Origin of the sequence: Pseudorhodoferax sp. Leaf267 (assembly GCF_001422405.1) — a bacterium.
Taxonomy (GTDB): domain Bacteria; phylum Pseudomonadota; class Gammaproteobacteria; order Burkholderiales; family Burkholderiaceae_C; genus Pseudorhodoferax.
This window is the reverse complement of sequence record NZ_LMMV01000026.1, coordinates 179,916-200,136: the sequence shown is the minus strand read 5'-3', so window position 1 is coordinate 200,136 and position 20,221 is coordinate 179,916. Positions and strand designations below refer to the sequence as shown.

The following is a 20,221-nucleotide window of genomic DNA, read 5'->3' as shown; positions in this document are numbered from 1 at the left end:
AGTATAGATTTGCGTCAGCGCGGTGCGAGCGGCAGCCACACCACCGCGTCCAGCCCCAGCACCCGCCCGTCGGACGCGCTGCGGTTGTCCAGCGCGATGCGCCCGCCCAACGCCAGCACGATCTCGCGGCAGATCGCCAGGCCCAGGCCCGAGCCGCGCGCCACGTCGCCGGCCGCGAACGGCGCGAACAGGCGCTGGCGCAGCTCGGCCGAAATGCCCGGCCCCGCGTCGCCGACACTGCACCAGGCCTGGCCGTCGCGCGCGGCCACGCGCACCTGCAGCGTGCCCTGCACGGGGCTGTGCTTGATCGCGTTGTGCAGCAGGTTGCGCGCCAGCTCTTGCAGCATCCAGCGGTGGGCGCGCACCTGCACGGGCGCGGCCTCCAGCGAGAAGTCCAGCAGCTTGTCGGCGATCAGCGGCGACAGGTCCAGCGCCACCTCACGCACCAGCGCGGCCAGGTCCAGCGGCTCGAACTCTGGCTGCTGGCGCAGTTGCTCGACCTTGGCCAGCGACAGCATCTGGTTGGCCAGCAGCGTAGCGCGCTGCACCGTGTCGCCGATCTCGGCCAGCGCCAGCGCCGGCGGCGCATCGCCGCGTTGCGCGGACTGCACCTGGGTCTTGAGCACCGCCAGCGGCGTGCGCAGCTGGTGGGCGGCATCGCGCACGAAGCGCTTCTGGTGGTCCAGCAGACGCTGCAGCCGGCCCATCACCGCGGTCATGGCATCGACCAGCGGCGCCAGTTCGCGCGGCACGTCATCGGCGTGGATCGGCGAGAGGTCGTCGGCAGCGCGCTCCTCGATGGCCTGGCCCAGCGCGCGCACGGGGCGCGTGGCGCGCTGCACCACCAGCACCGTGGCACCGGCCACCACGGCCAGCAGCAGCAGCTGGCGCCACAGCATGTCGACCAGCAGCCGGCGCGCCAGCGTTTCGCGCAGCTCCAGCGTCTCGGCCACCTGCACCACGGCCATGCCGCGCCCACGGTCGCTGGCCACGGGCTGCAGCAGCACGGCCATGCGCACCGGCCGGTCGCGAAAGCGCGCATCGTAGAAGTCGACCAGCGCAGCGTACGGCGGGCGCGGCGGCAGCTGGCCGCGCCAGAACGGCAGCTCGGCGAAGCCCGACACCATCTCGCCCTCGCGCGTGGACACGCGGTAGAACATGCGGCTCTGGTTGTCGGCCTCGAAGGCTTCCAGCGCCGAGTACGGCACGGTGGCGCGCAGGATGGCGGCCTCATCGAAGCCGTCCACGTCCAGCTGCTCGCCGATGGTCTTGGCCGAGGCCAGCAGCGTGCGGTCATAAGCCGTGGTGGCGGCGGCCAGCGCCTGGCGATAGACGCTCACGCTGTTGATGACGATGAACAGCGTGAGCGGCGCCAGGAGACCCAGCAGCAGCCGAAAGCGCAGCGAGGTGCGGTGCAGCTTCACTGCGCGGCTTCTTCGCGCAGCAGGTAGCCCAGGCCGCGCAGCGTCATGAGGCTGGCGCCGCTGCCGGCCAGCTTCTTGCGCAGCCGGTAGGCCACGACCTCGATGGCCTCCACCTGCACCTCGCCCTCGCCCGGGAACACCAGCGCGAACAGCCGCTCCTTGCCGACCGCGTGGCCGGGCCGGGCCATCAGCGCGCGCAGCAGGGCCAACTCGCGCGGCGTCAGCTCCAGCACCTCGCCGCGCAGGTAGACCGCGCCGTCGTGCGGGTCCAGCCGCAGCGCGCCGACCTCGGTCGCCACCTCCACGGGCTCGCCCTGGCGGCGGCGCAGGGCGCGCAGCCGCGCCTCCAGTTCGTCCAGGTCGAAAGGCTTGGGCAGGTAGTCGTCGGCGCCGGCGTTCAGGCCCAGCACACGGTCGCCCACGGTGCCGCGCGCGGTCAGCAGCAGAACGGGCGTGCGCAGGCCGGCGGCGCGCGCCTGGGCCAGCACCTGCAGGCCATCGAGGTTCGGCAGGCTCAAGTCCAGCGCGACGACATCGGGCTCCAGCACACGCCACTGCTCCAGCGCCAGTGCGCCGTCGCCGCACACGCGCACGTCGATCTGCCGTCGGCCCAGCGCGCGCTGCAAGGTGGTCTGCATGGAGGGATCGTCTTCGACCAGGAGCAGCTTCATGGGCCGTTGTGAGTGTTTACCCCAGGCTGGTGGACAGCCAACTGACAGGCATGCGCGGCATGATAGCGACGCGATCAGGTTCCAGTCAGCAAGCCTGGGCCTGCTTTTCATCCCTGCAAGGAGACACCCCCATGCGCCGCGATACCTTCCTCAAGTCCCTGGCCGCCCTGGCCGCCACCGGTGCCCTGCCCCTGGCCGCGCATGCCGCGCCCAACGTCAAGATGATGATCCCGGCCAACCCCGGCGGCGGCTGGGACACCACCGGCCGCGCCCTGGGCAAGGCCCTCACCGACGCCAAGGTCGCCGACACCGTGGCCTACGACAACAAGGGCGGCGCGGCCGGCGCCCTGGGCCTGGCCCAGTTCGTCAACGGCTCCAAGAACGACCCGACCGCGCTGATGGTGATGGGCGCCGTGATGCTGGGCGGCATCATCACCGGCAAGCCGCCGGTGAACCTGTCGCAGGCCACGCCGATCGCGCGCATCACCAGCGAATACAACGTGTTCGTGCTGCCGGCCGATTCGCCCTTCAAGACCATGGCCGATGTCGTGGCCCAGCTCAAGAAGGACCCGGGCAGCATCAAATGGGGCGGCGGCTCGCGCGGCTCCACCGAGCACATCGCCGCGGCCATGATCGCGCAGAAGGTCGGCGCCGACCCGTCCAAGATCAACTACGTCGCCTTCCGCGGCGGCGGCGAGGCCACGGCCGCCATTCTGGGCGGCAACGTGAGCATCGGCGGCAGCGGCATGAGCGAGTTCGCACCCTACATCGAGAGCGGCAAGATGCGCGCCATCGCCGTCACCTCGGCCCAGCGCCTGCCGGGCAGCAACGTGCCCACGCTCAAGGAGCAGGGTATCGACGTGGAGATCGGCAACTGGCGCGGCGTGTATGGCGCGCCCGGCATCACGCCCGAGCAGCGCAAGGCCCTGACCGACATGGTGCTGGCCGCGCTGAAGAGCGCCGCCTGGCAGGAGGCACTCAAGAAGAACGAGTGGACCCCCGCCGTGCTGAGCGGCCCGGCGTTCGACAAGTTCGTGGACGATGAGTTCGCGAGCCTGCGGGCCATCATGGCCAAGTCCGGGATGGTCTAGAAGCCCTCCACCGTTTGAACGGCGCACTGCGTGGTGCCGTTCCATCCCCCCGCAGGGGGCGCGACCCGCGGCCTGGCAGAGCCAGTTCCGCGGTGTCCCACGAACGAGCTTCGCTGCGCTCGTCTCGCGTGGCACTCGGTTCTGTTTTCCTCCATCGCTTGGAGTCTCTTGATGACGCTTGATCCTTCGAACCCGCCCGCGGCGGGCAACGGGCCGCAGACGCTGGTCGCGCTCGGTGTGCTGGTCACCGGCCTGGCGCTGGGCTGGGGCGCGGCCGGCATTTCCTCGGACGCCGGCTACGGCGGCGTGGGGCCGAACTTCCTGCCCTGGCTGTGTTCCATCGCGCTGACGCTGTGCGGCGGCTGGCTGCTGTGGGAGGCCCGCACGGGCGGCTTTCGCGGCCTGTCCGACGAGGGTGGCGAGCGCGCCAACTGGAGCGGCTTCGTCTGGGTCTCGGCCGGCCTGCTGCTCAATGCCTCGCTGATCACCACGCTGGGCTTCATCCTGGGTTGCACGCTGTGCTACGTGCTGGCCGTGCAGGGCCTGCGCCGCGCGAGTGGCCAGGCGGTGGCCTCTGCGCCGCGCACCTGGCTCGTCGATGCGGTCACGGGGCTCCTGATCGCCGCGCCCGTGTTCTGGATGTTCACCAAGTTCCTGGCGATCAGCCTGCCGGGATTGACCAGCACCGGCTGGCTGTAGGAGCGGCACGATGGATATTTTCAACGCGCTCCTGGGTGGCTTCGCGCAGGCCATCACCTTCACGAACCTCATGTGGTGCCTGGTCGGTTGTGCCCTGGGCACGGCCGTCGGCGTGCTGCCCGGCATCGGCCCGGCCGTGGCCGTGGCCATGCTGCTGCCCATCACGGGCAAGGTCGAGATCACGTCCTCGATGATCTTCTTCGCCGGCATCTACTACGGTGCGATGTACGGCGGCTCCACCACCTCCATCCTGCTGAACACGCCGGGCGAGACGGCCAGCATGGTCACCGCCATGGAGGGCAACAAGATGGCCAAGAGCGGCCGCGCCGGCGCCGCGCTGGCCACGGCGGCCATCGGCTCGTTCGTGGCCGGCACCATCGCCACCGTGGTCGTCACGCTGTTCGCGCCCGGCGTGGCCGAGTTCGCCGTAAAGCTGGGCCCGCCCGAGTACTTCATGCTGATGCTGCTGGCCTTCACCACGGTGAGCGCCATCATGGGCGAGAGCACATTGCGCGGCATGACGGCGCTGTTCGTCGGGCTGGCCGTGGGCTGCGTGGGCCTGGACCAGATCTCCGGCCAGGGCCGCTACGTGGGCAACATCCCCGAGCTGCTGGACGGCATCGAGATCGTGCTGGTCGCGGTCGGCCTGTTCGCCGTCGCCGAGGTGCTGTACGCCGTGCTGTACGAGGGCCGCGTGGTCGAGACGCAGAACAAGCTGTCGCGCGTGCACATGAGCGGGCGCGACTGGAAACGTTCCGTTCCGGCCTGGCTGCGCGGCACGGCCATCGGCACGCCGTTCGGCTGCATCCCGGCCGGCGGCACCGAGATCCCGACCTTCCTCTCCTATGCCACCGAGAAGAAACTGCTCAAGGACCCGCAGGACAAGGCCGAGTTCGGCACCACCGGCGCCATCGAAGGCGTGGCCGGCCCCGAGGCAGCGAACAACGCGTCCGTCACGGCCGCGCTGATCCCGCTGCTGACGCTGGGCATCCCGACCAGCAACACCACGGCCATTTTGCTGGGCGCATTCCAGAACTACGGCATCCAGCCCGGCCCGCAGCTGTTCACCACATCGGCTGCGCTGGTCTGGACGCTGATCGCCTCGCTCTACATCGGCAACGTGATGCTGCTGGTTCTGAACCTGCCGATGGTCGGCCTGTGGGTCAAGCTGCTCAAGATCCCCAAGCCGCAGCTGTACGCGGGCATCCTGATCTTCGCCACGGTCGGTGCCTACGGCATGCGCCAAAGCGCGTTCGACCTGGTGCTGCTGTATGCCATCGGCGTGCTGGGCGTGGTGATGCGGCGCTACAGCTTCCCGACCGCGCCCGTGGTGGTCGGCATGATCCTGGGCCCGCTGGCCGAGGCGCAGCTGCGCAACGCCATGTCGATCGGCGAAGGCAGCGCGATGGTGTTCCTGCAGCGGCCCATGTCGCTCACGCTGCTGGTCATCGTGGTGCTGGTGCTCGTGCTGCCGCGCCTGCTGGCACGCCGGGCCAAGCGGCTGGCCGCAGCCGCCTGAGCCCCGGTTCTACAAGACCTGCGGGTTGCGCTGCCAGATGGACCAGCTCAAAGCGCAGGCGAAACTGACCCAGGCCAGGTAGGGCAGCAGCAGCAGGCCTGCGCTGCGCCGGATGCGCCAGAACACCACCACCGTGGCAGCCAGCAGCAGCCACAGCAGCGCGACGTCGGCAAAGGCCAGCGCGCCCTGCTGCCAGCGGAAGAACAGCCAGGTCCACAGCGCATTGGCAACGAGCTGCAGCACGAACAGCAGCAGCGCGCCCGATCCGCGCGCCCAGCCACGTGCGCGCCAGACCTGCCAGGCCGCCACCGCCATCATCGCGTACAGCGCGGTCCACACCGGCCCGAAGACGGAGGCCGGTGGCGCCCAGGCCGGGCGGTCCAGCACGTCGTAGATGCCCGCGGAATTGAGCGAAGCCGCCGCGCCCACCGCCGCCACCGCGTAACACAGGGCCAGCCAGGCCAGCAAGGCGAGCCACGGCCGGCCGCCTTCCCTGCGGCGCGCAGCGCCATCCGAAACCAGTGTGTTGTCCATGCGCCGATGGTGAAGCCGGCCAGGCCTGCAACGCGTAGGAACAGCGCCTCTGCCCATGCAGGCCCGCGCTGCCGATGCCCTGGACGACATGGGGGCTTGCTGGCGCAAGCCTACGCGACGGGCGTAATCTGGCCGCCCTTTGACACTCGCAACAGGGGCGCCACATGGAAACACAGGAACTGCACCGAGGCCGGCTGATCGACCACATCCAGCTGGTGGTCCGCGATCTGGCCGCCAGCCGAAGGTTCTACGAGGCCGTGTTCAACGTATTGAAGGTGCCCCTGGGCGGCACGGGCGACGATTACTTCTGGGCCGACGAGCTGTTCGTCTCGTCCAAGGACAGCCAGGCCGCCACAGGCCACCTGACCGGCCGGCACCACCTCGCGTTCCAGGCGCAGGACCGGGCCATGGTGGACGCCTTCCACCAGGCTGCGCTGGCCGCAGGGGGCCAGGACAACGGCGCACCCGGCGAGCGCGCCTACCACCCCGGCTACTACGGCGCCTTCGTGCTCGACCCGGACGGCAACAACATCGAGGCCGTGTTCCACGGCGCGTCGCAGCGCAGCGCGCCGTCGGTGCAGGTGACGTTCTGACCGCCATGCAGATCCGCGAGATCGCCTGCGGGCTGCAGTTCCCCGAAGGCCCGGTGGCCCTGGCCGACGGCTCGGTGCTGCTGGTGGAGATCGCGCGCGGCACGCTGTCGCGCGTGACGCCGGACGGCCGCATCCACGTGGTGGCCGACCTGGGCGGCGGCCCCAACGGCGCGGCCATCGGGCCCGACGGTGCGGTCTACGTCTGCAACAACGGCGGCTTCGCCTGGACCACGGAGCACGGCAACCTGCGCCCCAATGGCCAGCCCGACGACTACTCCGGCGGTCGCATCGAGCGGGTGGACCTGGCCACCGGCCGCAGCGAGCGGCTCTACGACCAGGTGGACGGCATCGGCCTGCGCGGCCCGAACGACCTGGTGTTCGACCCGCAGGGCGGCCTGTACTTCACCGACCTGGGCAAGACGCGCGCGCTGGACATGGACCGTGGCGGCCTCTACTACGCGCGGGCCGACGGCAGCGCCATCCACACCATCGCGCGCCCTGTGCTGACGCCCAACGGCATCGGCCTGTCGCCCGACGGGCGCTCCCTGTACTACGCCGAGACCGAGGGCGCGCGGCTGTGGGCCTTCGACATCACGGCGCCGGGCCAGGTGCGCAAGGACGCCTGGCCTTCGCCGCACGGGGGCCGCATGCTGGCTGCCGCGCCGGGCGGGCACTACCAGCGCTTCGACTCCCTGGCCGTGGACGCTTTCGGCAACATTTGCGTGGCCACGCTGCTGCACGGCGGCATCACCGTGATCGCGCCCGATGGGCGGCTGTTGAGCCATGTGCGCTTGCCAGACCTGTACACGACCAACCTGTGCTTCGGCGGGCCGGGCTTGCGCACGGTCTACGCCACCCTGTCGGGCAGCGGCAAGCTGGTCGCCATCGATGGCTGGCCCGTGCCCGGGCTGCCGCTCGCCTTCAACGCCTGAGCCTCAGCGCCTGGCCTTGCGCGCCGTCTTGGCCGTGGCCTCGCGCTCCTTCCAGCGCCGGTAGCGCTCGAGCAGCTTGCGGCCCTTGGCGGCGATGCGGCGCGCCGCCGCCTCCGTCTTGGGCACGGGCTCGCCCCAGGCGTGGGCCGACAGCGCAAAGCGCGTGGGCTGGCCCTTGGCGTCGACCAGCGGCGGCAGCGTGGCGCGGCCATAGAAGCGCGCGGCCCAGCTGCCTTTGCGGCGCATGTCCTCGGGCGTCATCTCGGCCTCGGCGCGGCGTACGCCAGGCTTCAGATGCGCACCGTCGCTGCGTCGAAACGCGGCGCGCCCGGCCGCCGTCAGCCCGCCCTGCGGGTCGTGCGTGGGCGACTTGGCTTTCTTCGGAACCGCGGCGGCGCGGTGCATCACGGCGGTCGCACTCATTTCTTACCCGCCTTCTTGGACCGCGCGGCCTGCATGTTGTCGACCAGGTTGGGATAGGGCCGGCCGGCCTCCTTGGCATGGCGCTTGGCCGTGGCCTTCTGCGACGGCGTCAAGGTCTTGCTCGGCTCGCCCTTCTTGTGCTTGGGGTTCTCGTGGTCCCACGGCCCGTCGTCTCGCTTGTGCTTGGTGGTGGTCATGGCATCTCCTGCAAGCGGCGCCTGGAATGGCCCGCAGCGCCATGCTGGCGGCTTGCCCACGGCCAGCGGGTGCGCCGAATGCGGTTGCGCCTGTGGGACGCGGCCCACCCCCCGCGTGCGTGCGCAGCTGGCCCGCGCCAGCCCGTGCCGCGGCAACAGCACCGGCGTACGGCCGCGGGGCTGGGCACAACAGGCGGCCCGGCGCGGCGCGCGGTAGCCAAGGCGACAGGCCGCATGCCTGTGCCGCGCTAGGCTCGCCGCTGTCTCGACCGCCGGACCCGCCGCACCATGGACTTCAGCCTTTCCCCCTTCCAACTGGACCTGCAGGAACGCACGCGCCGCTTCATCCTGGATCAAGTCATCCCGCTGGAGAACGACCCCCGCCAGGACCACCACGGCCCCCACGAGGCCCTGCGCGACGAGCTCGTCGCGCGTGCCCGACGCGCCGGCCTGCTCACGCCGCATGCGAGCAAGGAGCACGGCGGCCTGGGCCTCTCGCACGTGGACAAGGCCATCGTGTTCGAGGAGGCCGGCTACTCGCCGCTGGGCCCGGTCGCACTCAACATCCACGCGCCCGACGAAGGCAATGTGCACCTGATGGAAGTGGTGGCCACGGCCGCGCAGAAGGCGCGCTGGCTGCAGCCCCTGGTGGACGGCACGGTGCGCTCGTGCTTCTGCATGACCGAGCCGCCGCCCGGCTCGGGCTCGGACCCGTCCATGCTGCAGACCACCGCCGTGCGCGACGGCGACGACTACCTCATCACCGGCACCAAGTGGTTCATCACGGGCGCCACGGGCGCGGGCTGGGCCATCGTCATGGCGCGCATGGAAGACGGCTCGGCCACGATGTTCCTGGCCGACATGGACCAGCCGCAGATCGTGATCGAGCGCCAGATCGACGCCATGGACAGCTGCTTCACGGGCGGCCACGGCGTGGTGCGCTTCGACGGCCTGCGCGTGCCCGCCACCGACGTGCTAGGCGAGCTGGGCCAGGGCTTTCGCTACGCCCAGGTGCGGCTGGCGCCCGCGCGGCTCACGCACTGCATGCGCTGGCTGGGCCAGGCGCGCCGCGCGCACGAGGCCGCCAGCGACTACGCCAAGAAGCGCCACGCCTTCGGCCAGCCGCTGGTGGAGCACGAGGGCGTGGGCTTCATGCTGGCCGACAACGAGATGGACCTGCATGTCTCGCGCCTGGCCATCTGGCACTGCGCCTGGCTGCTGGACCAGGGCAGCAAGGGGCGCCACGAATCCAGCGTGGCCAAGGTGCTGTGCTCGGAGGCCGAATGGCGCGTGGTCGACCGCTCGGTGCAGATCCTGGGCGCGGCCGGCGTGTCCGGTGAAAGCATCGTCGCGCGCATCTTCAAGGACATGCGCGCGTTCCGCATCTACGACGGCCCGAGCGAAGTGCACCGCTGGAGCATCGCCAAGACCATCGGCCGGCGCTGAGCCGCAGCCGCGCGGAACATCGGGCCGCTACAACGTCACCAGCATCGCGACGACCATCAGCGCCATGGCGCCCGTGGCCACCCATCCCATCCAGCGCAGCCGCCGGCCGATGGCATGCGGCCCCATGGTGGCGGCGCGCGAGGCCAGCAGCATCATGACGACCATGATGGGCACGGCGATCACGCCGTTCAGCACGGCCGCCCAGAACAGCTCCCTGACCGGATCGGTCGGCGTGAAGCACAGCGCCACGCCGCCCACGGTCGAGGCTGCGATCACGGCGTAAAAGCCCCGCCCCTCGCCCTTGTCCAGCCGGGCGCTCAGGCTGCCCGGCCAGCCCGCGGCCTCGGCCACGGCGTAGCCGGCCGAACCCGCCAGCACCGGCACGGCCAGCAGCCCGGTCCCGATGATGCCCAGGCTGAACAACAGGAACGCCAAGTCGCCGGCCAGTGGGCGCAGGGCCTCGGCGGCCTGGGCCGAGGTCTGGATGTCGGTAACCCCTGCGGCGTGCAGCGTGGCCGCCGTGCTCAGGATGATGAAGAACGCGACCAGGTTCGAAAACCCCATGCCGGCGATGGTGTCCACCTTGATGCGCCGCAGGTGCAGGCGCACCTCGCTGGCGGTGTGCGGGGCGCTGTCGCTGGTCTCCTCCACTTCCTGGCCGGCCTGCCAGAAGAACAGGTAGGGGCTGATGGTGGTGCCGAACAGCGCGACCACCATGAGCAGCAGATCGTGGTCCCACGCCATTCGCGGCATGACGATCTCGCGCGCGACCTGCGCCCAGTCCAGGTGCACGGTCCACGCCACCGCCACATAGGAGAGCAAGGCCAGCGTGAGCCATTTCAGCCAGCGCACGTAGGCCTGATACGGCAGGAAAACCTGCAGCACCAGGCACAGCAGCCCGAAGGTGACGGCATAGACATGGGCCGAGCCGCCCACCAGCAGGCGCAGCGCCTCGGCCATCGCGGCGATGTCGGCCGCCAGGTTCAGCGTGTTGGCCACCAGCAGCATGCCCACCACGGCAAGCAGCACGCTGCGCGGAAAGGCCTGCCGGATGTTGGCCGCCAGCCCACGGCGCGTGACATAGCCGATGCGCGCCCCGACGATCTGGATGGCCACCATCAACGGCAGCGTGAAGACCACCGTCCACAGCATCGAGAAGCCGAACTGGGCCCCCGCCTGCGAATAGGTGGCGATGCCGCTGGGGTCGTCGTCGGCAGCGCCGGTGATCAGGCCGGGGCCCAACTGCCGCAGGCTTCGCTGCAGACGGAATTTGCGGATGGGCTTCATGGCGCGGACTCATGGACAGGTGGCGAAGCGGTGCCGCGCCCGGCTGCACGCAGCACGCCTGGTGCAAGGGCTGGACGCCATGCGGTGGCGCGATCGTGCCGCGCCAGGCACACGCTGGTGTTGCAGTGGCGCGGCGCAGTGCTACGGGTGCAACATGGCGCACGCGCCCGGCACCGGCACCGGCCGTGCGCAAGGGGCAGGCACTGTGCCCTATGGCTTGCGCGAAAGCGCCAGCTGCGCCACGAAGCCCAGCCCGCTGAACAGCAGCATCAGCAGCGCCAGCCACACCGGCCCCTGCAGCGGCACCAGGCCGACGACGATGCCGCCGACCGCACCCGTCAGCTGCTGCATCAGCCCTGCCACGGCCGCGGCCGAGCCGGCCAGCGCGGGCACCAGGCCCACGGTGCCCGTCAGCGTGGGCGGCAGCAGCAGGCCGTGGCCGATGCCCAGCAGCAGCAGCGGCAGGGCCAGCGCCAGCGGCGTGTGCACGCCGGCCAGGCCGAGCAGCAGCACGGTGACGATGCCGGTCAGCGTGCTCGCGTGGCCTGCCACCATCAGGAAGCCGTCGCTGCGGCCATTGCGCAGCAGGCGCTGCGTGAGCAGGTTGCCGAACACATAGGCCACGGGCGGGCACATGACATACAGGCCGATGCGCTCGGGCCGCACGCCGTAGTTCGCCAGCACCAGGGGCGCGCCGCCGAGGAAGGTGTAGAAGCTGGCGGCCGTCATGGCGAGGATGGCCACGTGCAGCACGAAGGAGGGCTCGCGCCCCAGCTGCACGTAGCCGGCGACCAGCTGGCGCAGGCCGGCCGTCTGGCCCTGCGCGCTGGGCCGCATGGCGGGCAGACCGCGCCACGCGGCCACGAACAGCCCCACGGCCAGCAGCGCCATCACCACGAAGTTGGCCTGCCAGCCCACGCGCGCATGGACCTGGCCGCCGATCAGCATGGCGGCCGGCGGGCACAGGCCCATCATCATGCCGATGAAGGCCATCACGCGCGTGCGCTCGCCGCCCGTGAACAGGTCCTGCACCATGGCCCGGCCGATCACCATGCCGGCCGCGCAGCCCGCGCCCTGCACGAGGCGCGCGAGGTTCAGCGCCCAGATGTCGGTGGACAGCGCCGCCGCCACCGAGCCGGCGAAGGCGAGCAGCAGGCCGGCCAGCAGCACGGGCTTGCGGCCGATGCGGTCGGACACCGCGCCATACACCAGCTGCGCCACGCCGTAGGCGGCGACATAGCCGCCGAAGCCGAGCTGCACCTGGGCCTGCGTGGCGCCGAACTGCGTGGGCCAGTCCTGCATGGACGGCAGGCAGATGGTCATGGCCAGCAGGCCGAAGGCGAGTTGCGCGACGAGGTTGGCGACCAGCCAGGCGGGCCGGGCGGCGGCAGCAGGGGAAACGGGCATCGAGGGCGGCGGAAAGGGACCGCCGATCATGCCCCATCGCGCGCACGCAGCGGGCGACCTGTCTCTGTCGTACACCGATGTGGCCCGCCGGCGCATGGCGTGGCGCGCCATGTCCTACAGCCATCGCTGCAACGCTGACCACAATCAAGTCATGCGTGACGCATGTGCGTCGCCCGCAACGGGAGGTCCGACATGAGAACCATCGCCCTGCTCTGCGCAGCCTTCGTGGCCGCTCCCGCCTTTGCCGGCGACCTGGTGGCCTACGAGGGCACCGACATGATCCGGCTCACGCCGCAGACCTGCACCAACCAAGCCGTGCTGAACCGCATCGACCCCGAGGTGCGCGAACTCTTCCTGACCGCTTCGGCGACCCTGCGGGGCCAGCGCTACACGGCCTGCTGGAGCATCACGCCGACCGCTGCCTACCTGGTCTACGAAGACGGCGACCAGGGGCTGATTCCATTGACCAAGCTGCAGGTGCCGGTCGACATCTGACCCCCCTGCGATGCCGTGCGACGGCACGGCACTTGCAAACACCGTGGGCACCACTGCCATCCCAGGTCCCCACGCCATGCACCGACGCCATCTGCTGGCCGCGCTCGCGGCCTCGCCACTGATCCCCACCGTTGCGTTCTCGCAGGACAAGCCCCTGCGCATCGTCGTTCCGTTCCCGCCCGGCGGCGCCACCGACATCGCCGGGCGCGCGCTGCAGGAGCCGCTGCAACGCATCCTGGGCCAGTCCGTCGTGGTGGAGAACCGCGCGGGCGCAGGCGGCTCCATCGGCATGGCCGAGGTCGCGCGCGCAGCCGGCGACGGGCTCACGGTGGGCGTGGCCACGCTGTCCACGCATGGCGTGAACCCGTCGGTCTACAGCAGGCTGCCCTATGACCCGGTCAAGGACTTCGCGGGCGTGACCGAGATCGTGAAGGCGCCCGGCATCATCGTCGTCAACCCGCAGATGCTGCCAGTGGCCGACTTCGCCGACCTCGTGAAGTACCTGAAGTCGCGCCCGGGCCAGGTGTCTTACGCCACGCCGGGCAACGGCACCATCGGCCACATGTGGGGCGAGCTGTTCAAGAGCAGCACCGGCACCAGCATGGTGCACATCCCCTACCGCGGCGCGGGCCCGGCCTTGAACGACGTGCTGGGCGGCCAGGTCGCCGTGTACTTCGACCAGGTGGCGGCCTCGTTGCCGCATGTGAAGAGCGGCAAGCTCAAGGCTCTGGCCGTGTCGTGGCCCGGCCGGCTCGACGTGCTGCCCGAGGTGCCGACCTATGCCGAGCTGGGCTACGCGGTGGCCAACGAGCCCTCGTGGTTCGGCCTGGTCGCGCCCGCCGCGACGCCGCCCGACAAGGTGCTGCGCATCCAGCAGGCCGTGGCCACGGCCTTGCAGGAGCCGGCCGTGCGTGAGCGGCTGGCGGGGCAGGGGCTGTATGCGTCGGGCACGTCGCCGGCCGCTTTCACGCAGCAGATCGGGCAGGAGATCGCGAAGATGAAGAAGGTGGCGGCGTACGCGAAGATCAGGGTGGAGTGAGCTGTCTCGCCCCCTGTCCCCAAAGGGGCGAGGGAGCCAGGCCGCACGCACCAAGCGAGGCGCCCGTCCTGCAGCCTCTGCCGCACTGCGCTGACCGCGCCTCAGATTCGCTTCATCCCCACGGTGTAGCCTCCCGCGCATGCGCATCCTGCTCATCGAAGACGACACCTCGCTCGGCTCCACCGTGCAGTCCTGGCTGCAGCTGGACGGCTATGCCGTGGACTGGCTGCAGCGCGGCGACCAGGCCGCCGTGGCGCTGGCCACGCACGACTACCACTGCGTGCTGCTCGACCGCGGCCTGCCCGGCCTGTCGGGCGACGCCGTGCTGCAGGCGCTGCGCGCGCGCCAGTCGCTGCTGCCCGTCATCGTGATCACGGCGCGCGACACCCTGGCCGACCGCGTCGAGGGCCTGGACCTGGGCGCCGACGACTACCTGGTCAAGCCCTTCGACCTGGAAGAGCTGTCGGCCCGCATCCGCGCGGCGCTGCGGCGCGAGGCTCGCCAGCCGGCGGCCGCCCTGCAGCACGGCACCGTCACGCTCGACCCGGCCGCCAAGCGCGCCACGCTGGACGGCCAGGCGCTCACGCTCACCGCGCGCGAGTTCGCCGTGCTGCACGCGCTGATGCGCAAGCCCGGACAGATCCTGTCGCGTGCGCAGTTGGAGGAGGCGCTGTACGGCTGGGGCGAGGAGGTCGAGAGCAACGCGATCGAAGTCCATGTCTACAACCTGCGCAAGAAGCTGGGCAGCGGCTTCATCACCACCGTGCGCAACCAGGGCTACGGCCTGGCGCCGCCATGATGCATCGCTGGCGCCACTGGCGCGCACGGCGCAGCGTCGACCGCGCCGCCGGCAACTACTCGCTGCGCCGCCGGCTGCTGGTCTCGGTGCTGGGCGCCAGTGTCACCGTGTGGCTGGTGAGCCTGGCCATCGTCGTGGGCGTGGCCTGGCGCGAGTCCAGCGAGGTGTTCGACGACGCGCTCGAAGAGAGCGCGCGCCTGGCCCTGGTGCTGGGCACCGGCCTGCAGGCGGGCGCTGCGCCGCAGCGCGCCGCGCGCGAGCCAGACGGCGACCCGCTCAAGCTCAAGATCTACTACCAGCTCGTCGCCCCCGATGGCCGCGTGCTGCAGCGCGCCGACGACGCGCCACGCGAGCCCTTCGTGCGCGACTTCAGCCACCGCAAGGGCCACGCGAACGTGCGCGTGGACGGCGCCTACTGGCGCGTCTATGTGCAGCGCGACCCGGCCTCCGGCCTGCAGGCCCAGGTCGGCCAGCCCTGGGACGAGCGCGCCGAGCTGCTCGAGGAGATGGCCGAGAAGCTGGCCTGGCCCGCGCTCGGCCTGCTGCTGCTGCTGGGCGGCTTTTGCTGGTTCGTGATCCGCCGCCTGCTGGCGCCGCTGGAACGCACGGCCGCCGGCATCGCCGCCAAGTCGCCGCAGCACCTGACGCCCGTCGCATCGGCCGGGCAGCCGCGCGAGCTGCAGCCCATCCTGGGTGCGCTGAACGCGCTGCTGGCGCGGCTGTCCGACGCGCTGCAAACCGAGCGCCGCTTCACGGCCGACGCCGCCCACGAGCTGCGCACGCCGCTGGCCGCACTGCGCATGCGCCTGCAGCTCATCGAGCGCCAGCAGGCTGCGCCGGCGCCCGACCTGCGCGCGCTGCGCGACGACGTGGACCGCTGCACCGCGCTGGTCGAAAGCCTCCTGGCCCTGGCCCGGCTCGACCCGCAGCGCGGCGCACCCGCCCTGGAGCCGGTGGACCTGGCCTGGCTGTTCAGCAGCCTGGACACCACCGCCGCGCACGCGCGCGGCATCGCCGTGCAGTGCGAGGCGCAAGCCGCGCGCGTCATGGCGCAACCCGCGCTGCTGGCCAGCGCGCTGCGCAACCTGCTGGACAACGCCGTGCGCTACGGCGCGCCGGGCGGCCAGGTGCGCATCACCGCCACGCCGCTGCCCGGCGGCGGCGTGCGCATCGCCGTGCAGGACGACGGCCCCGGCGTCACGCCGGCCGACCGCGCGCGCCTGGGCGAGCGCTTCTTCCGCGTGCTGGGCACGGGCCAGACGGGCAACGGGCTGGGCCTGTCCATCGTGGCGCGCATCGCGGCGCTGCACGGCGCGGCGCTGCGTTTCGAGCAGGGGCTGGACGGGCGGGGGTTGGGGGTGGTGCTGGAGTTTGCGGGCTGAACGCAGGCCCGATCAGGCTCCGCCAGTGCCGCGTGACTTGGGCCGAACCGACGCGTTGGCGCTTGCCGCCCTCACCGGCCGCTCGGTCAGGCGGCCCGTGACGTACTTATGCAACACGCTCGCAATCAAGGTCTGGTAAGGAATTCCCTCTTCCAACGCCTTGATCTGAATGTCGCTCAGATCGACCGACGACAACCGGATGTTCACGCGCTTGTCCTTGATGGCCGTTGCGCGTGCCGCCGCCTTCAGTTTGGCCAGCTCGCTTTTGGTCGCGACGGACTTAAGTTGGCCTTCTTCGAAAGCACTGAGGATGGCGATCTCGTCGTCGTCAATCTTCGGCATGTTCTCCACCTTGATGCAAATAGTCTCGTGTGGCCTTGCGACTCGGGATGATCGTCTTCAGGAAGTAGTAGGTCGCCTCTTCGACGAATGGCACCAGGTACGCATAGTGCTCGTAGTCGACCACGAGTACCCGCTGCCGCGGATACTTTTCCTGGTTGGGGTGCGCCAGGATATCCAGCAGCCCCCCACCCTCGATCGCAATCACCATGCTCTCGAACGACACGCCTCGATCTGCTCTCAACGAGTCGTTCTTCTCTTCGCTCCACCGCATGGGCTTCATGTTGCGATGCTAGCTTGATGTGTGCCTTTTGTCACCGGCAACGGCTCAAAGACACCACCAGATCCGGAGCCACGGATAGCTCCTAACCGATCCACCCCACCACCACCCGCGTCGCATCCGCGATCACATCCTCCCGCGCCTTCGCATCGGCCGCCTCGCGCCAGGTGTAGACGACGACCACCAGCGGCGCGCGGCCGGGCGGCCAGACCACGCCGATGTCGCTGGCCGCGCCGTGGTTCCCGGTGCCGGTCTTGTCGCCGACCGCCCAGCCCGCCGGCACGCCGGCGCGGATGCGCGCGCCGCCCGTGGTGTTGCCCAGCAGCCAGTCCTTGAACTGCGCACGCTGCGGCGCCGGCAGCGCGTCGCCGAGCACCAGCGTGCGCAGCGTGCGGGCCATGGCCTGCGGCGTGGTGGTGTCGCGCGGGTCGCTGGCCTGCGCGCTGTTCAGGGCCGGCTCGGTGCGGTCGAGCCGGAACTGCGTGTCGCCCAGCGTGCGCGTATAGGCCGTCAACGCGGCCGGGCCGCCGAGCACCTCCAGCAGCAGGTTGGCCGCCGCGTTGTCGCTGTACTGCACGGTGGCGGCGCACAGGGCGGCCACGGTCATGCCCTGCGCCACATGCTGGCCGGTGACCGGCGAATGCGGCAGCAGGTCGCGCTCGGTGTAGCGCACCAGGCGCTGCAGCAGGGCCGGCTCCTGCACGCTGCGCGCGAGCATGGCGGCCGCCAGGATGGCCTTGAAGCTGCTGGCCATGGCGAAGCGCTCGTCGGCGCGGTGGCCCAGCGTGGCGCCGTCGGCCGTGTCGATGGCGAACACGCCGAGGCGACCGCCCAGGTCGGCTTCGAGGCGGGTGAAGGCGGCCCGCGCCGCGTCTTGGCCGGGGCGGGCCAGGGCGCTGCAGGCGCTGGCCAGCGGCAGGCTGGCGGCGGCCAGCAGCAGCGTGCGTCGGGTGGTGGGGCTGAGCATGAAGGTCTCCAGAAGAATGCACGCCCGACAATGCGGGCGAAGGGTTGGACAGGAACACGGTGTCGCGACAGACCAGATGCTAGGCACGTCAGCCCGCGCCTCCAAGCCACCCGCCCCCGCCGACCCACACCGCTGTAACCGCTGTCACATGCCGCTGCCCACCCTCACCGTCGAACTCACCTCGCCGCAGACCGTGGACGGCCGGCACGCGGCCTACCAGTCGCTGTGGCTGCTGGTGCGGCTGCAGCATGCGCAGCGCACGGCCGGCATCGTGCGGCTGGACGACCTGCGCGGCCAGGTCTCCTCGGCCAGCACCTTGCGCATGGTGGTCAGCCGCGCGTTCCGCGACTTCAAGGCCTGGGGCCTGCAGGTCGGCTGGGGCGAGGACCAGACGCGCGACCCGCGGTTCCTCAATGCCGAGGGCCGCAGCCAGGGGCCGTTCTGGCTGCCCGCGCGCGAGGCAAAACGCCTGCGCCTGCGCGTGGACGGCAAGCCCGCCAGCGCGGCCGAGATCGCCGCATTCCTGGGTCTGTCATCGCCGCGCCGCCGCGCGCCGCCCGGCCCGGCCGCCGCGCCGCCCGACGCCGTGCACGTGCAGGACGCGCAGTTCTGGCAGCAGCTCGTGGCCGCGCAGCAGGCCATGCGCCAGGGCCGCTGGGCCGTCACGGTGCAGGACGGCGGCGGTGCCAGCGCCCTGCAGGCCATGCGCGCGGCCGGTGCGCTGGCCGGCAGCGATTTCCAACGCGCACTGGTCACGCTGAACGAGGCCCTGCTGTGGCGCCGGCTCGGCGACGACGCGCAGGCGCGCAAGCGCGTGGCCGCGCTGCAGCGCCAGCGGCTCGCCCAGCACGTGGCCGGCCACGAGTACCTGGGCGCGATGGCGGCCATCGTGGCGGCCTGGTGCAGCTACACGGCGCGCGACCTGCCGCTGGCGCAGGCGCAGCTCGAAGCCATGGCGCGCGACCCGGCCCACGCGCCGCTGCTGCGCTGGCACCCGCATGTGCGCTTCGAGTGGAGCAACCTGTGGGCGCTGGCCTGCCGCTCGCGCGCGCTGGGCCTGGCGGCGGCCGACCGGCAGGCGGCGCTGGCCCACGCCGACGAGGCCATGCAGCATTTCGGCCGGGCGCTGGCCGCGGCCTTCGAGTCGCATTCCTTCGACGCCGCGCAGCACGTGGCGGCCAACATGGGCATGGCGGTCTGGCTGTTCGAACGCGTGGGCCTGCCGGCCCCGGCCGACGGCGGCGACACCGTGCGCCGCGCCGTGCAGTGGATCGCGTTCAGCGAGTGGCTCAGCGACCAGACCGAAGCCCAGGCGCGCTCCGCCTGGAACGCCATCTACCTGCTACGCATTGCGCGCGGCAGCTGCCGCGCCACGCCCGGGGCGCCGCTTGCGGCGTTCCGCGCGCTGGTGCCGCTGGCGCGCAGCGGCCTGGCGGACCTGGCCGGCGCGCTGGCGCCGACCTTCGCATCGGGCGCCTGGCCCGCGCGCTGGGCCGACGTGGCGCGCGTGCGGCTGGACGAACACGCGAGCGGGCGCCGGCGCTATCCCGGCCTGCAGCTGTGCAGCCTGCTGTTCGAACACGCCTGGTACACGGCCCATGCCGGCGACCTGCGCGCGGCAGCCGCGTCGCTGGCTGCGCTGCGCGCGTTGCTGCCGCAGCTGGTGGCCAGCGACAGGGCCTACTTCCGCGAGGTATGGAACGACGAACTCCCCGCCGAATTGCTGGCTTTGGAGCCCGCGCCGCGGCGCCCGGCCCGTCGGGTGGGATGATGGCCCGATGAACCCCACGCTCTACACGACCCTCCTGTTCCTGCACGTCGCCTCGGCCGCCTTCTGGGTCGGTGGCATGGCGACCATGCACTTCGCCGTGCGGCCCGCCGCCGTGGCCACGCTGGAGCCGCCGCAGCGGCTGCCCTTCATGGCCGCCACGCTGGCGCGCTTCCTGCGCGCGGTGGACGTTGCGCTCGCCGTGCTGTGGGTCAGCGGCCTGGTGATGCTGATGGGCTCGGGCGGCTTCAAGGGCGCGCACTGGCGCGTGCACGCGATGCTCACGCTGGCGCTCGTCATGACCGGGGTCTACGGCCTGGTGCGCGGCCGTGCCTTCCCGGCCATGCGCCGCGCCGTGGCCGCGCAGCAATGGCCGGCCGCTGCGGCGCCGCTGGGCACCATCCGCCAGCTGGTGGCGCTGAACCTGGCGCTGGGCACGCTGGTGTTCGCCGTGGCCTTGATCGGGCGGGCCGCCTGAGGGCCAAGCCGGACAGCGGCCCGTCGACGGCCCATCACGCGAAGCCCTGCCGCCGGGCGCTCAGTGGCCCGTGGCAGTCGTCGTCGCGTTGGTGCCGAATGGCCGAGACGACCACCAGACCGTCGCTCTCGATGTGAAAGAGCGCCACATGGCCCGTGGCGCCGGAGGGGATGACCAGTTCCCGCTCCAGCGGATCCCCTGCGGCGATGCGGCAGGTGAACGGGTTGCGCTGCAGCTCGGCCAGCGCTTCGGCCGTCAGCAGGGCGGCGTAGCGCACGGCTGCTTGTGCCGGGCGCGCGCGTCCTTCTTGAGGGCCGCAACCCGTGCGTTCAGCCGATTGCGCAGGGCGTGGAGCGCATCGTCGGCGGCGCCGCATCGCTGTTTCGAAATGCGTCCCGCGTCACAAAACAAGATCGCAACACAAGCGCCAGGTGCATGGCATAGAGTGACC

23 protein-coding genes are annotated in these 20,221 nt (G+C 71.3%); 12 read left to right on the top strand and 11 right to left on the bottom strand.

Annotated elements, in window-relative coordinates; translation table 11 throughout:
- Positions 1 to 14 precede the first annotated feature (14 nt).
- The gene (locus ASF43_RS28205) at positions 15 to 1,424 is read right to left on the bottom strand and encodes a sensor histidine kinase (RefSeq protein ID WP_235578398.1); all 1,410 of its coding nucleotides are present in this window, start codon (positions 1,422 to 1,424) and stop codon (positions 15 to 17) included.
- Positions 1,421 to 2,095: a response regulator transcription factor gene (locus ASF43_RS28200; RefSeq protein ID WP_056189158.1), complete on the bottom strand. Its 675-nt coding sequence runs from the start codon at positions 2,093 to 2,095 to the stop codon at positions 1,421 to 1,423. Before ASF43_RS28200 ends, ASF43_RS28205 begins: the two co-directional genes overlap by 4 nt.
- 131 nt (positions 2,096 to 2,226) lie before the next feature.
- Here ASF43_RS28200 and ASF43_RS28195 point away from each other — a divergent pair, with 131 nt between their 5' ends.
- The 3 genes from ASF43_RS28195 (at position 2,227) to ASF43_RS28185 (ending at position 5,404) form a co-directional block, all read left to right on the top strand.
- Positions 2,227 to 3,186 (top strand): tripartite tricarboxylate transporter substrate binding protein, encoded by a 960-nt coding sequence (locus ASF43_RS28195; RefSeq protein ID WP_056189155.1) that lies wholly within the window; start codon positions 2,227 to 2,229, stop codon positions 3,184 to 3,186.
- A gap of 171 nt (positions 3,187 to 3,357) precedes the next feature.
- Positions 3,358 to 3,885, top strand: coding sequence for a tripartite tricarboxylate transporter TctB family protein (locus ASF43_RS28190; protein WP_056189150.1), 528 nt, complete (start codon positions 3,358 to 3,360; stop codon positions 3,883 to 3,885).
- A gap of 10 nt (positions 3,886 to 3,895) precedes the next feature.
- A complete protein-coding gene (locus ASF43_RS28185) occupies positions 3,896 to 5,404 on the top strand; it encodes a tripartite tricarboxylate transporter permease (RefSeq protein ID WP_056189147.1) in 1,509 nt (502 codons plus the stop codon).
- Positions 5,405 to 5,413: 9 nt separating this feature from the next.
- Here ASF43_RS28185 and ASF43_RS28180 read toward each other — a convergent pair whose 3' ends face one another.
- A complete protein-coding gene (locus ASF43_RS28180) occupies positions 5,414 to 5,938 on the bottom strand; it encodes a TspO/MBR family protein (protein ID WP_082498220.1) in 525 nt (174 codons plus the stop codon).
- A 164-nt stretch (positions 5,939 to 6,102) separates the two neighbouring features.
- On the opposite strand from ASF43_RS28180, the gene ASF43_RS28175 reads away from it, so the two are divergent.
- Positions 6,103 to 6,531: a VOC family protein gene (locus tag ASF43_RS28175; RefSeq protein WP_056189144.1), complete on the top strand. Its 429-nt coding sequence runs from the start codon at positions 6,103 to 6,105 to the stop codon at positions 6,529 to 6,531.
- 5 nt (positions 6,532 to 6,536) lie between these two features.
- The gene (locus ASF43_RS28170) at positions 6,537 to 7,463 is read left to right on the top strand and encodes an SMP-30/gluconolactonase/LRE family protein (RefSeq protein ID WP_056189142.1); all 927 of its coding nucleotides are present in this window, start codon (positions 6,537 to 6,539) and stop codon (positions 7,461 to 7,463) included.
- Between the two features lie 3 nt (positions 7,464 to 7,466).
- Here ASF43_RS28170 and ASF43_RS28165 read toward each other — a convergent pair whose 3' ends face one another.
- Both ASF43_RS28165 and ASF43_RS31475 read right to left on the bottom strand, forming a co-directional pair.
- A complete protein-coding gene (locus tag ASF43_RS28165) occupies positions 7,467 to 7,886 on the bottom strand; it encodes a DUF6321 domain-containing protein (protein WP_200932628.1) in 420 nt (139 codons plus the stop codon).
- A complete protein-coding gene (locus ASF43_RS31475; RefSeq protein WP_056189139.1) occupies positions 7,883 to 8,083 on the bottom strand; it encodes a hypothetical protein in 201 nt (66 codons plus the stop codon). The genes ASF43_RS28165 and ASF43_RS31475 overlap by 4 nt, the downstream gene beginning before the upstream one ends.
- A gap of 288 nt (positions 8,084 to 8,371) precedes the next feature.
- On the opposite strand from ASF43_RS31475, the gene ASF43_RS28155 reads away from it, so the two are divergent.
- Positions 8,372 to 9,529, top strand: coding sequence for an acyl-CoA dehydrogenase family protein (locus tag ASF43_RS28155; RefSeq protein ID WP_056189135.1), 1,158 nt, complete (start codon positions 8,372 to 8,374; stop codon positions 9,527 to 9,529).
- Between the two features lie 27 nt (positions 9,530 to 9,556).
- Here the strand turns inward: ASF43_RS28155 and ASF43_RS28150 are convergent, their stop codons facing one another.
- Entirely contained in the window at positions 9,557 to 10,816 is a 1,260-nt protein-coding gene (locus ASF43_RS28150; RefSeq protein ID WP_056189132.1) for an NRAMP family divalent metal transporter, read from the bottom strand.
- 210 nt (positions 10,817 to 11,026) lie between these two features.
- Positions 11,027 to 12,223, bottom strand: a complete 1,197-nt coding sequence (locus ASF43_RS28145) for an MFS transporter (RefSeq protein WP_162241864.1) — start codon at positions 12,221 to 12,223, stop codon at positions 11,027 to 11,029.
- A 192-nt stretch (positions 12,224 to 12,415) separates the two neighbouring features.
- Here ASF43_RS28145 and ASF43_RS28140 point away from each other — a divergent pair, with 192 nt between their 5' ends.
- The 4 genes from ASF43_RS28140 to ASF43_RS28125 all read left to right on the top strand — a co-directional run bounded on the left by ASF43_RS28140 (position 12,416) and on the right by ASF43_RS28125 (position 15,938).
- Positions 12,416 to 12,718 (top strand): hypothetical protein, encoded by a 303-nt coding sequence (locus ASF43_RS28140; RefSeq protein WP_056189126.1) that lies wholly within the window; start codon positions 12,416 to 12,418, stop codon positions 12,716 to 12,718.
- 76 nt (positions 12,719 to 12,794) lie between these two features.
- Positions 12,795 to 13,757 (top strand): tripartite tricarboxylate transporter substrate binding protein BugE, encoded by a 963-nt coding sequence (locus ASF43_RS28135; protein ID WP_056189123.1) that lies wholly within the window; start codon positions 12,795 to 12,797, stop codon positions 13,755 to 13,757.
- Between the two features lie 139 nt (positions 13,758 to 13,896).
- Positions 13,897 to 14,556: a response regulator transcription factor gene (locus ASF43_RS28130; RefSeq protein ID WP_056189122.1), complete on the top strand. Its 660-nt coding sequence runs from the start codon at positions 13,897 to 13,899 to the stop codon at positions 14,554 to 14,556.
- Positions 14,553 to 15,938, top strand: coding sequence for an ATP-binding protein (locus ASF43_RS28125; protein WP_235578397.1), 1,386 nt, complete (start codon positions 14,553 to 14,555; stop codon positions 15,936 to 15,938). The genes ASF43_RS28130 and ASF43_RS28125 overlap by 4 nt, the downstream gene beginning before the upstream one ends.
- A gap of 12 nt (positions 15,939 to 15,950) precedes the next feature.
- On the opposite strand, the gene ASF43_RS28120 is transcribed toward ASF43_RS28125, so the two are convergent.
- The 3 genes from ASF43_RS28120 to bla form a co-directional block, all read right to left on the bottom strand.
- On the bottom strand, positions 15,951 to 16,280 hold the full coding sequence (locus ASF43_RS28120) for a hypothetical protein (protein WP_056189119.1): 330 nt from the start codon (positions 16,278 to 16,280) through the stop codon (positions 15,951 to 15,953).
- Positions 16,267 to 16,560 (bottom strand): toxin, encoded by a 294-nt coding sequence (locus tag ASF43_RS28115; protein ID WP_056189117.1) that lies wholly within the window; start codon positions 16,558 to 16,560, stop codon positions 16,267 to 16,269. Before ASF43_RS28115 ends, ASF43_RS28120 begins: the two co-directional genes overlap by 14 nt.
- Positions 16,561 to 16,642: 82 nt before the next feature.
- Entirely contained in the window at positions 16,643 to 17,524 is an 882-nt protein-coding gene (gene bla, locus ASF43_RS28110) for a class A beta-lactamase (RefSeq protein WP_056189112.1), read from the bottom strand.
- Between the two features lie 148 nt (positions 17,525 to 17,672).
- Between bla and ASF43_RS28105 the strand changes: the two genes are divergently transcribed.
- Together ASF43_RS28105 and ASF43_RS28100 are read left to right on the top strand one after the other, a co-directional pair.
- Complete coding sequence (locus ASF43_RS28105; protein WP_056189109.1) at positions 17,673 to 19,295, top strand: hypothetical protein; 1,623 nt, start codon at positions 17,673 to 17,675, stop codon at positions 19,293 to 19,295.
- Between the two features lie 7 nt (positions 19,296 to 19,302).
- Positions 19,303 to 19,770: a CopD family protein gene (locus ASF43_RS28100; RefSeq protein WP_056189105.1), complete on the top strand. Its 468-nt coding sequence runs from the start codon at positions 19,303 to 19,305 to the stop codon at positions 19,768 to 19,770.
- Positions 19,771 to 19,804: 34 nt separating this feature from the next.
- Here the strand turns inward: ASF43_RS28100 and ASF43_RS30220 are convergent, their stop codons facing one another.
- Positions 19,805 to 20,047 carry a type II toxin-antitoxin system RelE/ParE family toxin gene (locus ASF43_RS30220; protein WP_235578396.1) on the bottom strand — a complete coding sequence of 81 codons (243 nt, stop codon included), beginning with the start codon at positions 20,045 to 20,047 and terminating at the stop codon, positions 19,805 to 19,807.
- Between the last annotated feature and the right edge of the window lie 174 nt (positions 20,048 to 20,221).

What these genes read in the sequence shown, in the direction of transcription:
- ASF43_RS28185 (WP_056189147.1), top strand. Translation starts at nt 3,896, where the DNA reads ATGGATATTTTCAACGCGCTCCTGGGTGGCTTCGCGCAGGCCATCACC.
- ASF43_RS28175 (WP_056189144.1), top strand. Translation starts at nt 6,103, where the DNA reads ATGGAAACACAGGAACTGCACCGAGGCCGGCTGATCGACCACATCCAG.
- ASF43_RS28170 (WP_056189142.1), top strand. Translation starts at nt 6,537, where the DNA reads ATGCAGATCCGCGAGATCGCCTGCGGGCTGCAGTTCCCCGAAGGCCCG.
- ASF43_RS28140 (WP_056189126.1), top strand. Translation starts at nt 12,416, where the DNA reads ATGAGAACCATCGCCCTGCTCTGCGCAGCCTTCGTGGCCGCTCCCGCC.
- ASF43_RS31475 (WP_056189139.1), bottom strand. Translation starts at nt 8,083, where the DNA reads ATGACCACCACCAAGCACAAGCGAGACGACGGGCCGTGGGACCACGAG.
- ASF43_RS28165 (WP_200932628.1), bottom strand. Translation starts at nt 7,886, where the DNA reads ATGAGTGCGACCGCCGTGATGCACCGCGCCGCCGCGGTTCCGAAGAAA.
- ASF43_RS28100 (WP_056189105.1), top strand. Translation starts at nt 19,303, where the DNA reads ATGAACCCCACGCTCTACACGACCCTCCTGTTCCTGCACGTCGCCTCG.
- ASF43_RS28180 (WP_082498220.1), bottom strand. Translation starts at nt 5,938, where the DNA reads ATGGACAACACACTGGTTTCGGATGGCGCTGCGCGCCGCAGGGAAGGC.
- bla (WP_056189112.1), bottom strand. Translation starts at nt 17,524, where the DNA reads ATGCTCAGCCCCACCACCCGACGCACGCTGCTGCTGGCCGCCGCCAGC.
- ASF43_RS28195 (WP_056189155.1), top strand. Translation starts at nt 2,227, where the DNA reads ATGCGCCGCGATACCTTCCTCAAGTCCCTGGCCGCCCTGGCCGCCACC.
- ASF43_RS28115 (WP_056189117.1), bottom strand. Translation starts at nt 16,560, where the DNA reads ATGAAGCCCATGCGGTGGAGCGAAGAGAAGAACGACTCGTTGAGAGCA.
- ASF43_RS28120 (WP_056189119.1), bottom strand. Translation starts at nt 16,280, where the DNA reads ATGCCGAAGATTGACGACGACGAGATCGCCATCCTCAGTGCTTTCGAA.
- ASF43_RS28130 (WP_056189122.1), top strand. Translation starts at nt 13,897, where the DNA reads ATGCGCATCCTGCTCATCGAAGACGACACCTCGCTCGGCTCCACCGTG.
- ASF43_RS28125 (WP_235578397.1), top strand. Translation starts at nt 14,553, where the DNA reads ATGATGCATCGCTGGCGCCACTGGCGCGCACGGCGCAGCGTCGACCGC.
- ASF43_RS28155 (WP_056189135.1), top strand. Translation starts at nt 8,372, where the DNA reads ATGGACTTCAGCCTTTCCCCCTTCCAACTGGACCTGCAGGAACGCACG.
- ASF43_RS28145 (WP_162241864.1), bottom strand. Translation starts at nt 12,223, where the DNA reads ATGCCCGTTTCCCCTGCTGCCGCCGCCCGGCCCGCCTGGCTGGTCGCC.
- ASF43_RS28200 (WP_056189158.1), bottom strand. Translation starts at nt 2,095, where the DNA reads ATGAAGCTGCTCCTGGTCGAAGACGATCCCTCCATGCAGACCACCTTG.
- ASF43_RS28150 (WP_056189132.1), bottom strand. Translation starts at nt 10,816, where the DNA reads ATGAAGCCCATCCGCAAATTCCGTCTGCAGCGAAGCCTGCGGCAGTTG.
- ASF43_RS28135 (WP_056189123.1), top strand. Translation starts at nt 12,795, where the DNA reads ATGCACCGACGCCATCTGCTGGCCGCGCTCGCGGCCTCGCCACTGATC.
- ASF43_RS28190 (WP_056189150.1), top strand. Translation starts at nt 3,358, where the DNA reads ATGACGCTTGATCCTTCGAACCCGCCCGCGGCGGGCAACGGGCCGCAG.
- ASF43_RS28105 (WP_056189109.1), top strand. Translation starts at nt 17,673, where the DNA reads ATGCCGCTGCCCACCCTCACCGTCGAACTCACCTCGCCGCAGACCGTG.